The organism is Vibrio sp. Of7-15 (genome assembly GCF_022347565.1).
In the GTDB taxonomy this organism is placed as follows: domain Bacteria; phylum Pseudomonadota; class Gammaproteobacteria; order Enterobacterales; family Vibrionaceae; genus NORP241.
Genome location: NZ_JAKRGH010000003.1, coordinates 128,684 through 141,399 on the forward strand (window position 1 = coordinate 128,684; position 12,716 = coordinate 141,399).

A 12,716-nucleotide genomic window follows, 5' to 3' on the forward strand; every position below is an offset into this window, starting at 1 on the left:
TCAATGCGACTCAAGTCACATTTTTACTAATTGAGGTATAGAGTCTTATAAAGGGAGAAGAGGTCGATCTTCTCCTTTATTTTTATACACTTATTGTTACAAATAGAGCCTTTCTGTCACCTTTCTATAATTGATATTTGCATAACTATGCTTTTGCGCCTTGTCATTAGTATGTGTCTGTGTTCTTATAATTTACATGCAATCACTTGTTCATATTCTTGTAGCATTTAACTGTAAGACTACAAATATTAACAAACTGAGCTGATGTTTTTTTCATCTGATTGTTTTAGTTATATATTAAACCTCACTCATAGTGAAAAGAGTATATTTCGGACAATCTCACACTTTTTGATAGAAAGGAGTCGTTTCATGACTAAATTAGCGCTACTTACGGGTGCAAAAGGGGGGATCGGTTCTGCGATCACCGAGGGTCTAATTGAGGCTGGATACCGTGTTATTGCAACATTCTACCCAGGTAATGAAGCATGCGCTAAAGAGTGGTTTGTAGAGAATAATTATTCAGAAGAAAATGTAAAACTTTTCGGATTGGATGTTACAAACACCGAAGAGTGTGGTGAGCGTCTTAAAGCTCTTCTTGAAGAAGAAGGGACAATCGATTTACTTGTGAACAATGCAGGCATTACGCGTGATGCTACGTTTAAGCGTATGGATTACTCGAAATGGGAACAAGTTATTGATACTAACCTGAACAGCCTTTTCAACGTGACTCAACCTGTTTTCAGTAGCATGCTTGAAAAAGGTAACTGTCGCATTGTTAACATCACGTCTGTTAATGGCTTAAAAGGTCAATTTGGTCAAGCAAACTACTCAGCAGCTAAAGCTGGCATGATTGGTTTCACTAAAGCGCTGGCATTTGAAGGTGCACGCTCAGGCGTAACCGTGAATGCGATTGCTCCAGGGTATACAGCGACACCAATGGTTGAAGCGATGAAGCCTGAAGTATTAGAAAGTATCAAAGCTGAAATCCCAATGGGACGCCTTGCAACTCCAGCAGAAATCGCAAGTGCAGTAGTATTTTTAGCAAGTGAAAAAAGCGGCTACATCACTGGTGAGACATTATCAGTGAATGGCGGACTTTACATGAACTAACCCGAATTTCGGTTGACTAGGAAAATAATAACGATGAAAAAAGTATTTATTGTCGCTGCAAAACGTACTCCATTAGGTAGTTTCGGCGGCTCTTTAAGCTCAATACCTGCCTCAAAACTAGCTGCTACTGCAATCAAAGCAGCTTTGGAAGAAAGTAAAGTGCCGTCAGAGGCCGTAGATGAAGTGATTTTAGGTAACGTGATTGGCGCAGGCCAAGGCATGGGACCTGGTCGTCAAGCTGCAATCTATGCAGGTCTATCAGAAGACGTTCCTGCATACAGCTTGAACATGGTATGTGGTAGTGGCATGAAAACAATTATGGATGCTGCTGCTCACATCAAAGCGGGGGATGCGGAAGTTGTTGTTGCCGCGGGCGCTGAGAACATGTCTCAAATCCCATTTGCTGTACCTTCAAAAATCCGTTCAGGTCAGAAAATGGGTGGTCTAGAAATGGCTGACCTATTAATCAGCGATGGCCTAACTGATGCGTTTAACCAATACCACATGGGTAACACAGCAGAAAACGTAGTTGAGAAAGCTGGTTTAACTCGTGAAGAGCAAGACACATTTGCAATCAACAGCCAAGTGAAAGCAGTAGCGGCGATTGATGAAGGCAAATTTAAAGATGAAATCGTTCCAGTTGATGTTGTTAGCCGTAAGAAAACAACAACAGTTGATACAGATGAATACCCTAAAGCTGACGCGTCTTTAGACGGATTAGCAAAATTACGTGCTGCTTTCAAAAAAGACGGTTCTGTAACTGCGGGCAACGCATCTGGCATTAACGATGGTGGTAGTGCTGTTATCGTAGCTTCAGAAGAAGCAATCGAAAAATATAACCTGACTCCTCTTATGGAGATTGTAGGTTATGCACAAGCAGGTATTGACCCTAAAATCATGGGCTTAGGTCCTGTACCAGCAGTGAAAAAAGCGTTAGAAAAAGCGAATGTAAACATTCAGTCTGTAGGTCTACTTGAGCTTAATGAAGCCTTTGCTGGTCAAGCTTTAGGTGTAGTGAAAGGTCTTGCTACTGAGCTAGATACTCAAGAAGCAGACTTACTTGAGCGCTGTAATGTGAATGGTGGTGCTATCGCTCTAGGCCACCCACTAGGTGCTTCAGGTAACCGAATCGTTGTTACATTGCTGCACGAAATGAACCGTCGTAACACAGAGTATGGCCTAGCGTCATTATGTGTAGGTGGTGGTATGGGCACAGCGATTATCTTGAAAAAAGCGTAACAACATTGAAATGCTAGCCTGTTGAAATAGTTTCAATGGGCTCTAACTGTAAAAATTAAATGATTAATTGAGGAAACTGCTATGTATACGGATATGTTCAAAACATTCTCTGAGCAAACGGAAAAAACTCTTGCGCCTGTAACAAAATTCAACCAACTTTTTGCTAAAAACGTTGAAGAGCTAACTGAGCTTCAGCTAGCTGCAGTTCGTGCATATAGCGACCTAGGTGTTGAGCAACTAAAAGCGGCAACTGAAGTACGTGATGTACAATCTCTAACTGCATTCAGCAGCAAGCAACTTCAAGCAATGACTCAGCTGTCTCAGCAAATGATCAACGACAGCAACAAGCTGAATGAGATTGCTCAAAATTTCAAAACTGAAATTGATGCACTAGCTACTGAAAATGTGAAAAAAGCGACCTCTGTAGCATAAGCGTCAGATCGTCTTGTTCACGCCGCTCCTGTAATGGGAGCGGCTTCAGTAGTCTAGACTTTAGAGGTCATTGTAATGTACCAAAATTTCTTTTCGGACTACTTTACTCAGCTGCAGGAGTGCAATCAGCAGTGGTGGAAAGATGTAGACACCAGTAAAGCAGTTATGAATAGCCCAATAAATAAAGCCTTCACAGATCTCAACATTGAAGATCTGACACAATTCTTCGATAAAGCCTCTAATCAACCATCATCCCTTATGAACATCCAAATGAATTGGTGGGAAAACCAATTAAAAATTTGGCAAAATGTCAGTGTTCAAGGCAATAACAGTGATGATGTAATTGCAGCAGAGCGCGGTGACCGCCGCTTTAAAGATCCTGCATGGCAAGAAGAAGCAATGTATAACTTTATCAAGCAGTCATATTTACTGTTCGGTAAAACAACCTTAGATACTATCAATTCGGTTGATGGTTTAGACGAAAAAGTGAAAGAGCGTCTTCAGTTCTTTTCTCGTCAGATGATTAATGCCATGTCACCTAGTAACTTTGTAGCTAGTAACCCTGAATTAATGAAGTTAACCCTTGAAAGCAATGGCCAAAACTTGGCTAAAGGGATTGAACTACTACAGGAAGACATGGCATCGAGTGCTGATATTCTTAAAGTTAGAATGACAAACAACAACGCTTTCCGTTTAGGGGAAGAAATTGCCAATACACCTGGCGATGTTGTTTTTCGTAATGACTTATTTGAGTTGATTCAGTACCGTCCAACGACTGAAACAGTCCACAAAACACCTCTGTTGATTGTTCCTCCTTTCATTAATAAGTACTACATCCTTGACCTTCAAGAGAAAAACTCGATGGTTCGCTGGTTAGTAGAGCAAGGGCACACAGTGTTCTTAATGTCTTGGAGAAACCCTGGCAAATCAATGGCAAATGTTGATTTTGAACATTATGTCACTGATGGCGTGGTTAAAGCTGTTGATGCGATTGAATCCATCACTGGAGAGAAGCAGGTTAACGCAGCTGGCTACTGCATCGGCGGAACCTTGCTAGCGACAACTGTTGCTTTTTATTCGGCACGTAGAATGCGAGCTAGAATTAAGACAGCTTCGTTCTTTACTACATTGCTGGACTTCTCGCAGCCGGGTGAAATCGGCGTCTACATCAATGATCCAATAGTATCGGCGATGGAAGCGCAGAATAAAGAGCTGGGTTACTTAGATGGTCGTTCTTTAAGCGTTACTTTTGGTTTATTACGCGAAAATAGCTTGTACTGGAACTACTACGTAGACAACTATTTGAAGGGTAATAGCCCAGTCGATTTTGATTTATTGTACTGGAACAGTGATAGTACGAACGTTGCGGGTAAGTGTCATAGTACACTTCTACGCAAGCTATACCTTGAGAATCAACTTGTTCAGCCAAAAGGTATTAAAGTTGATGGTGTCGATATTGATCTAAGTAAGATCAAAATTCCAACTTACTTTATTTCAACGAAAGAAGATCACATCGCACTTTGGCAAGGTACTTATCGTGGTGCTCATAAGCCAACGGGTAAAACAACATTTGTTTTAGGTGAATCTGGTCATATTGCAGGGATTGTTAACCACCCTGATAAAAAGAAATATGGCTATTGGGTGAATCCTAAGCTGGTTAAGAACCCAGAAGATTGGCTAGAAGGTGCGAAACGTGAAGATGGTTCTTGGTGGGATAACTGGAATGTTTGGATTGCTGATAACAGCCCTCAAGATAGAATTCCAGCACGAACCGCCGGTTCTAAAGAGTACCCAATCATTGAAGCTGCACCAGGAAGCTATGTAAGACAAGTACTTCCTATTGAAGAAGATGCCTAATATATTTTTTTTATTAGCTGAAAATCTTAATCAAATAATAAAAAGCTGAATCATTACGATTCAGCTTTTTTTTAGAATGTAATATATAAAATATAAGCCTAGGTAATTGCATTTATAACCACTGTGAATTGGTTGTGACTTTAAAATGTTTACCAGTTCAAAGTTATGTAACTTCATGAAATTTATTCGTTAAAAAAGAATAATAGCACTGCTAAGAACTAAACTTTTAGGCTAAATTAGGGAATTAGAGATTTGATTGAGCTGTAAGCCTAAAGGAGTAGCGGGTGAGTGACAAAGATGATCTGATCTATTTTTCTGATGAGCATGATCTAATGCCTGAATCACAAAGAGAAAGTAGTGTTAATCCATGGTCTATTTTGATTGTTGACGATGATGAGGATGTTCATTTATCTACGGTATATTCGTTACAAGGCTTGCAAGTATGTGATCAACCTTTATCGTTTACTCATGCTTATTCGGCTCAGCAAGCCATCACCTTGTTAAGTAATAAGTCGTTTGCCGTTATTTTACTTGATGTGGTGATGGAAACAGAAACATCAGGGTTAGACTTGATTAATACGATTCGTACGGAATTGAATTTACATCATTTACAGATTATTTTAAGAACAGGTCAGCCTGGCTACGCACCAGAAATTGAAACGATAGCTAAATACGATATAAATGATTATCGTGCAAAAAGTGAGCTAACAAGAGAGCAGTTGTTCACCTCCATTGCCTCTTCTATTCGAGCATATCAGCAGTTATCTTATTTAGACAAAAATAGGAATGGGTTACAAAGTGTCATTGAAGTAACCAATAATCTTCTTGCACGAAGTAATCAAGCCGATTTTTCTGATAATTTACTCGCTCAGCTTTCAAATTTGACGAAGAAAAAAGTCAGTGGTTTTGTATGCTCACGGAAAGAAAAAAAAAGCATTACAACTGTAATATCGACTTCTGATGAATATAGTCATTGGGATAGAGAATGCATCACAGTGCTTCCTTTCGAATGGAAAAGTAATATCCAGGATTGCTTGAATAATAAGACAAATAGAATATTAAACGGGGCTAGTTATTTTTATTTTGAATTGGTAGGTAGGGATGAATACGTTTTATTTATTGATGATTCAATTTCTTTAGAAAAAAATATAATTGATCTTTTTAGTCAGAACTTGTCTTTATGTGCTAACAACATCGCTTTAGTCAAAAAATTACATAACATGGCTTATGATGATGCGTTAACACAGCTTCCAAATCGAAATGGTATTCTTAAATTACTTGAAGCAGAATTAGAAAAGAAAGATGTTAAAATGGTTTTATCCATTATTGATATTGAGCAATTTTCTATTATTGTTGATACGTTTGGCTATTATTACAGTGATAAAATACTAGGTGCTGTTGCCGACCGGTTAACTTGTGTATTCCAAAAAACAGCGATTATTGGCCGAATAGGTGCAGACTTATTTTCTGTTTGTTATCCGTATTCTTCGGTGAACCCTGAAAGCTTATGTTCTATTTTTGATGAACCAGTCTTGATAGAAGGTAACCAACATACTTTATCTGTGTATGTGGGCAGTGTCGTTGAACAGCACGGCGATATAGCAACAGGCATGATGAGCTCAGCTATGCTTGCCCTTAAACGTGCTAAAACGGCAGGACAGTTTAAGCATGCTTATTTTGAGTCTAAGTTTTTAGATGAAATGAAAGAGCACGCTTTATTACTGAGCGCACTAAAGAGAGATCTCGATCAAACGCGTCTATTTTTAGTTTATCAGCCTTTAATGGACTTAAATACTCGAAAAGTATCAGGTGTAGAAGCGTTACTTCGTTGGAAAAATGAGCAAGGTGACTTTATTGCACCAGATAAGTTTATTCCTATTGCTGAGCAATCTGGAATGATAATTTCTCTTGGAGAATGGGTACTAAGAGCTGCGTTAACAACATTAGCTGAATTTCACAAAAAAGGTTTTCCTATTCGCATGGCGGTGAACATTTCAGCTGTTCAATTTCAGCAGCCGGATTTTGTTAAAAAGGTATTTAGTGCACTATCGGAGTCAGGCATTCCTGCCTATTATCTTGAATTAGAAATCACAGAGTCAGTTGGCATTTTAGGTTCTGATGAAATTGAAGAAAAGCTAAAACAATTAAAGGAAAAAGGGGTATCTATCTCCATTGATGACTTTGGTACTGGATTTTCATCGCTATCTTACCTAAAACATTTAAGTGCTGATAGATTAAAAATCGATCGTTCATTTGTGCAGGCGTTTGATGAATCAGAGCAAGGCGAGTGTATTGCAGAAATGATCATTACTTTAGGTAAACAACTTAACTTATCGGTATTAGCTGAAGGGATCGAAACAAAATATCATTTAAAGTTGCTGAAAAAAATGGGTTGCACTGAAGGGCAAGGTTTCTTGTTCGCTCGACCAATGGAAAAAGCAACGCTATTACAATGGTTGAAAAGACAGCAGTGATTAAATGGAGAGATAATGGTTTATCGTAAGTTAATTATTGCTTTCTTGATTAGTATATTTACAGGATGCGGGGAAGCAGATTTAATTCGAATTGGTTTTGTTGGGTGCCTCACTGGTGAAAATGTAGATTTAGGTGAGGCAGCCAGAAACGGTGCATTATTGGCTGTGGAAGATGCGAACCAGTCTAAGCTAAGTGAAAATAAATATGAGCTGGTGGTTCGTGACTGTAAGAAAGGTGATCAAATATTAGAAACACTCACGGAATTTAAGCTACTAGACATCGATATTGTTGTTGGCCCTCTAACCAGCTCGAATGCGTTGCAGTATTTACCTTTTGCGGAAAGTAAAGGGCTTTTGCTGATCAGTCCTACCGCGACATCGAGTCGACTCACTGGAAAAAATGATAATTTTATTCGAATTGTTGCAGATAATAATACCTATGCGAAAGAGGCGGCAGGGTATATTAAGGCGCAGTCTGATATTGAAAGTATTGTCATTCTTCAAGATGAAATGAACAGTGACTATACAACAAATTGGAAAAATACATTACTTACCGACTTATCAGGCAGCAGAGTTAAGGCTAAAGTTATCGAGTATAACTCAAAGTATATGACAGACTATAAAACATTGATGGACAGGGCTTTGAATCATCAACCTGAGATGATTGTGTTAATCAGTAAAGCAACCGATGTTGTCCGGTTTGCGCAGCATATGGAAAATGATAATCAAACGATTCCAATATTAAGTACTGAGTGGTCAGCCAGTGAAGCTTTATTGGAGTTGGGTGGGCGAACGGTTGAAGGTATTTACCATACTCAATTTTATGATCGTGAAAGTGTCACTAAAGATTTTTTGGCGTTTAAAGAAAGCTACCGGCGAATGTTTAAAAGAGAAGCAGATTTCTCCGCTATATCTTCTTACGATGCAACAACGATTGCGATAAGTTCATTAAGCAATAGAGATGGAAGTAATAATAAAAGAAAAATAGTGGATAGATCTTTCATGGGGCTTCAACATGAAATAGCCATAGATGAAAATGGTGACTCGAATGGATATGCATTTATAACCCAAATAATAAATGGACAGTTTCATCAGTTAGGGAAGTAATGAAAAAAATCAGTTTGCAGTCATTTCTCATTATCATCTTTTTTTGCACTACTTTTTTTACGGTTACTTTAATAGGATCAGGGATTTTAGTTGGCCGATTACCTCAGGTTGCTTACGAAGCAAGTGAAAATGCAAAAATAAGAGCCAGAAATATTGCTCAGTTATTTGTGAACTCATTACAGGATGCTAATCAAGATATTACTATTTTATCTAAGTTGATCAATGAAGTACCTCAAAGGCATTGGGATGCAATGATTGACACTTTTTTAAGTGATGATGTGAATTTTAGTGCCATTTATATTTCAGATCTAGAAGGGAATATCTTATCGGTTAAACGTGATGGATCCAATGAAGTAAAAATAGAAGGTAGAGACCTTTCTTTATCACCGCTATTTATGGAGGCTTTTGATAGCCTTTCAGTAGTATGGAGTGATAAATATCTTTCGCCAGTGACGTATCAAAATACGGTTGGCGTTGCCCTTAATCATGGTAGTTACATTGTTTTTGGTGAAATTGATCATAAACACTTACGCCAACTTTCACACTCTTGGATAGAGTACATTGATAGTCCTATCCTAGTCATAGATAGTCGTGGCCAATGGATTATTGATAACGATAATAACCCAAATAACCGGGTACAGAACTGGGGAACAACAGAAACGGTTCGTTTTGCTGAACTGAATGATGGCAATACTCGCGAAACCACTTTGTTTGATCAGAATATTTATCCTTCCAGTGCAGTTATTGAAGGGGTGGATTGGCGGGTTATTACAGGGGAACCAGCATCACTTGAGAATGAACGCTATGCCATGACTGTCTTTTTAGTGGTTATTGCTTATGTTGCTTCGTGTATGTTAGCGGTTGGCATGGCACCATTTTGGGCAAAAATTTTACGTAAACAATTAGATCAAATTATGCTGCATACTCATAAAGTGGCGAGTGGTGGTACGACTGGAAAATGGCCTAAAAGTAAGATTTCAGAACTTACTCAATTATCAAATGATATTGAAAACATGGCTGCGTCACTAATACATAGAGAGCTGGAGCTTTCGGAAAATAAAAAAAAGGCGGAAGCGGTGTTTGACATGTCGCCTAGTCCGATGATGGTTGCTCGGCATTTGGGTGATGAACAATTTAAAATTGAAGCGGTGAATCAATCATGGTTAAAACAATTTGGTATAAATAAAGAACAGATACTAATCTATGAAGGTACAGGTGCAATGTTATGGTGTTCAGATGATGATCGAACGCGAGCACTAACAACCTTGCTTGAGGCTAACCGAATTAGTCACTTTTTTGTGTGGATGCATGGGGCTGCTAATCAAGACTTTTTATGTGAGCTTTCTGCTTCCGTAATGGAATTGAATGGCAATAAGTATATGATTTTTGCTTATGATGATGTAACTGATAATTATCAGATGCAATTTCAGTTAACTGAGTTTAATCGAAATCTTGAACATTTGGTTGAACAACGAACCACTGCACTAAAAGCAACAAACATCGAGTTAAATCAAACCTTAGACGATCTGCATCATACTCGTGATGAACTTGTGCAGGCAGAAAAGTTATCTGCTTTAGGTGGAATGGTGGCTGGTGTTGCTCATGAGCTTAATACACCAATAGGCAATGGCGTCATGGCGGCGTCGACGTTGCAAGCTCAGATCAAATCATTTAATCAAGAAGTAAAAACAGGGCTGCGTAAATCAGTACTGGATCAATTTTTGTTGCAAGCAAGTGAAGGCACTGAAATTGTCAGCCGAAACATGGCTCGGGCAGATAAATTGATTAAAAGCTTCAAGCAGCTGGCTGTTGACCGCACAAGTTCGCAATACCGAGATTTTTACCTCCAAAAGGTAGTGGATGAAATCTTGGTGGTCATGAAACCTATGTTAAGAAACACCTTAGTTGATATTAACGTACAAATTTCTGATGACATAAAGCTGAGCAGTTACCCTGGTCCTTTAGGGCAGGTATTAACAAATTTGATTCAAAATGCCTTAAAGCATGCTTTTATCGAGAAGCAGGCCTTTAAAGTCATTGAAATTAAAGCTGAAGTTGATTTGGAGCAACATGTTTCCATTACGGTAAAAGATAATGGGAGTGGAATTACACAACAAAACTTACATAAGATCTTTGAGCCTTTCTATACTACACAGTTAGGGAAGGGTGGTTCAGGGCTTGGGTTGCACATTGTACACAACATTGTCACTGGCACTTTAGGTGGCACAATTCAAGTAACAAGCCAAACAGGGGAAGGCGTAACTTTCCATATTCGGCTTCCTATCGCTGTTTCTGAACAAACAGCATAATAAACATGACATACTTAATCGGTTGCTATTGATGATTTTGTTTTTAATGGAATATACTTAGCAGAGGAATAAAGTGAGGGTTTTATTTAATGTATGGGATAACTGCACTAAAGCATGGTGCCTATCGAGCGAAAGTACCTGAACCTGAAGGCACCTACTTGACGAAACATTTCAGTTTATCAAAATACAGTGATCCAAAGAAGGAAGCGATCAAGTTCTTAAACGAGAAAGGTCGAGAAATCTGGGGCTCTAAAAAATGGATTATGATAAAGAAAGGGGCTTACCGGAAGCAATTTCACCGCGGTAAAGGGGTGAATATTCGCAAGACGAGTCAAGTTAAAAAGATGAAAGATGATACCGTAAAAACATACGATGCTTGGGCGGTTGAATGGCGAGATTATAGCGGTAAGAAATTTTCTAAGTCATTTAGTATTCGGCGTTACGGTGATGATGCATTACGTATGGCTCGGTTTGCAGCGTTACGCATTAAGAAAGAATTATCAAGCTACGAAAAGCCTGCGTCTACATCTTCTAAATAATTGAAGCCAGCTTATTGCGTTATTACATTGTAATGTGAAGTAAAGTGGCGAGGTATATCGCCACTTTATCGATCTTGCTTATTTTAAAGATTGGATCTTAATTTCTACACGGCGGTTACAAGCACGGCCTTGTTTTGTGCTGTTGTCACAAATAGGGTAGCGCTCACCGAAACCACGAGCGTTTGCACGGCCACCAGCAACACCTTGACTAATAAGTTGCGCACGTACAGATTCTGCACGTTGCTCTGAAAGTGTTTGGTTCGTCACGTTACTGCCAGTGCTGTCTGTATGGCCTTCGATAGTTAGGCTTGTGTCTGGGTATTCAACTAAGATCTTCGCAATGCCGTTTAAGGTTGGGTAGATGCTTGGATCAAGAGCATAAGAAGCGGATTGGAAACCAATGCCATTTTCCATAATAAGAACTAACTGGTTTTCACCAACACGTTTTACTTGAACACCAGAGCTTTTTAGCTCAGCACGTAAAGCGGCTTCTTGTTGATCGAAGTAGTAGCCAACACCACCACCGATAGCTGCGCCACCAAGAGCACCAAATAATGCGCCATTCTTTTTACCTGTCGCAGCGCCAGCCACAGCACCACCGATTGCGCCAATAAGAGCACCTTTTGTTGCTGAGTTGGTTTCTGCTTCACCCGTAGTTGCGTTTTGGCGTTGTGTTGCCTGACAGCCTGTTAATGCGATAGCAACAGCTAGAGCCAAAGTTAATTTTTTCATTATTGGTCACCCGTATTTAAACGTAAATTTAAGCTATTGGTTAAATGTATAAACATAAAGGACAGGGTATGTTTTATTTGTGCAATTAGCAACAACAAAAGTACACTGTTCATTTATGTTATTGTGGAATGTTAAAAGTCTTTTGCTTTTTCTTTTTATTTTAGTAATTTGGCAGCTTGAGCACCGCCAACAGGACGGTTTACCGAAAGGCGACGTCCTTTTTTAAGGCCTTTTTCGTAGTCTTCGGTAATGTTCGCCATAGCTTCTCGGAGTTGCTTTTTAAAGGTCTCACGGTCGATATTTTGGAATTCTTTATCAATATAGTCGTTAATTTTATTCGCAGACTCATCATCAGGAGTGATGATCGGTAATTTTTCGAGAGCACCTTCAACCCATCCTGAAACAAACGAGTTAACACGCTTGGTCACCTCCGCAGTACTGGTGCCGGAACCTGCAAAGCTGTTTCGAAATTGCCCCGTATGTTCATTTAATTCGCGATAGACAATATCAAATGCAAATGCAGCAAAAATAGCGCGGTCAGCTTCACCGATAAATTCTGCTTTTTTAAGGCCTTTATGGTTAGTTAGCACTGCTTCAACGCCAAATCGAGTGTTAATACCACGAATAATACGCAAAATGGTTGAGTTAATTTCAGCAGGGAGTAAGTGGGTCGATGTGGTTTTACCGAGTTTAATAAATTCGATGTCGTCTTTATCTAAACCGTATTTGAGCATTAGTCGATGAGCCATTTTTATGGCTTGAGCAGCTTCATTTACGTTTGCAGAATTACCCAGCTCTAGACACTTAGCGATTTTCTTTAGTGCCTTCTGCTTACTTATAGCCGACATACTATATAAAGACCTATTTTTGAAAAAGGGGAACTATTCTAGCTTAAAAAGTTAAAATCTTCTATTCCG

At 39.1% G+C, this 12,716-nt stretch carries 10 protein-coding genes; 8 read left to right on the plus strand and 2 right to left on the minus strand.

The features are described from left to right. Nucleotides 1–369 precede the first annotated feature (369 nt). The 8 genes from MHO82_RS05230 (at nucleotide 370) to MHO82_RS05265 (ending at nucleotide 11,067) form a co-directional block, all read left to right on the plus strand. Entirely contained in the window at nucleotides 370–1,110 is a 741-nt protein-coding gene (locus tag MHO82_RS05230; RefSeq protein ID WP_239182804.1) for an SDR family oxidoreductase, read from the plus strand. Between the two features lie 33 nt (nucleotides 1,111–1,143). Continuing rightward, nucleotides 1,144–2,349: an acetyl-CoA C-acetyltransferase gene (locus MHO82_RS05235; RefSeq protein ID WP_239182805.1), complete on the plus strand. Its 1,206-nt coding sequence runs from the start codon at nucleotides 1,144–1,146 to the stop codon at nucleotides 2,347–2,349. 81 nt (nucleotides 2,350–2,430) lie between these two features. Then, entirely contained in the window at nucleotides 2,431–2,781 is a 351-nt protein-coding gene (locus tag MHO82_RS05240) for a phasin family protein (RefSeq protein WP_239182806.1), read from the plus strand. Between the two features lie 75 nt (nucleotides 2,782–2,856). Continuing rightward, entirely contained in the window at nucleotides 2,857–4,638 is a 1,782-nt protein-coding gene (gene phaC / locus MHO82_RS05245) for a class I poly(R)-hydroxyalkanoic acid synthase (RefSeq protein WP_239182807.1), read from the plus strand. Between the two features lie 284 nt (nucleotides 4,639–4,922). After that, nucleotides 4,923–7,112, plus strand: coding sequence for an EAL domain-containing protein (locus MHO82_RS05250; RefSeq protein WP_239182808.1), 2,190 nt, complete (start codon nucleotides 4,923–4,925; stop codon nucleotides 7,110–7,112). 15 nt (nucleotides 7,113–7,127) lie between these two features. Further along, the gene (locus MHO82_RS05255) at nucleotides 7,128–8,219 is read left to right on the plus strand and encodes an ABC transporter substrate-binding protein (protein WP_239182809.1); all 1,092 of its coding nucleotides are present in this window, start codon (nucleotides 7,128–7,130) and stop codon (nucleotides 8,217–8,219) included. Next, nucleotides 8,219–10,528, plus strand: a complete 2,310-nt coding sequence (locus tag MHO82_RS05260) for an ATP-binding protein (RefSeq protein WP_239182810.1) — start codon at nucleotides 8,219–8,221, stop codon at nucleotides 10,526–10,528. The genes MHO82_RS05255 and MHO82_RS05260 overlap by 1 nt, the downstream gene beginning before the upstream one ends. 89 nt (nucleotides 10,529–10,617) lie before the next feature. Then, nucleotides 10,618–11,067 carry a hypothetical protein gene (locus tag MHO82_RS05265; RefSeq protein WP_239182811.1) on the plus strand — a complete coding sequence of 150 codons (450 nt, stop codon included), beginning with the start codon at nucleotides 10,618–10,620 and terminating at the stop codon, nucleotides 11,065–11,067. A 78-nt stretch (nucleotides 11,068–11,145) separates the two neighbouring features. Here MHO82_RS05265 and MHO82_RS05270 read toward each other — a convergent pair whose 3' ends face one another. Together MHO82_RS05270 and MHO82_RS05275 are read right to left on the minus strand one after the other, a co-directional pair. Further along, a complete protein-coding gene (locus MHO82_RS05270) occupies nucleotides 11,146–11,799 on the minus strand; it encodes an OmpA family protein (RefSeq protein ID WP_239182812.1) in 654 nt (217 codons plus the stop codon). 155 nt (nucleotides 11,800–11,954) lie between these two features. Continuing rightward, complete coding sequence (locus MHO82_RS05275) at nucleotides 11,955–12,638, minus strand: DUF2786 domain-containing protein (RefSeq protein ID WP_239182988.1); 684 nt, start codon at nucleotides 12,636–12,638, stop codon at nucleotides 11,955–11,957. Nucleotides 12,639–12,716: the final 78 nt, after the last annotated feature.

Bases quoted from the DNA above. Each gene is read 5' to 3' on its own strand.
- MHO82_RS05230 (WP_239182804.1), top strand. From the start codon at position 370: ATGACTAAATTAGCGCTACTTACGGGTGCAAAAGGGGGGATCGGTTCT.
- MHO82_RS05235 (WP_239182805.1), top strand. From the start codon at position 1,144: ATGAAAAAAGTATTTATTGTCGCTGCAAAACGTACTCCATTAGGTAGT.
- MHO82_RS05240 (WP_239182806.1), top strand. From the start codon at position 2,431: ATGTATACGGATATGTTCAAAACATTCTCTGAGCAAACGGAAAAAACT.
- phaC (WP_239182807.1), top strand. From the start codon at position 2,857: ATGTACCAAAATTTCTTTTCGGACTACTTTACTCAGCTGCAGGAGTGC.
- MHO82_RS05255 (WP_239182809.1), top strand. From the start codon at position 7,128: ATGGTTTATCGTAAGTTAATTATTGCTTTCTTGATTAGTATATTTACA.
- MHO82_RS05260 (WP_239182810.1), top strand. From the start codon at position 8,219: ATGAAAAAAATCAGTTTGCAGTCATTTCTCATTATCATCTTTTTTTGC.
- MHO82_RS05265 (WP_239182811.1), top strand. From the start codon at position 10,618: ATGTATGGGATAACTGCACTAAAGCATGGTGCCTATCGAGCGAAAGTA.
- MHO82_RS05270 (WP_239182812.1), bottom strand. From the start codon at position 11,799: ATGAAAAAATTAACTTTGGCTCTAGCTGTTGCTATCGCATTAACAGGC.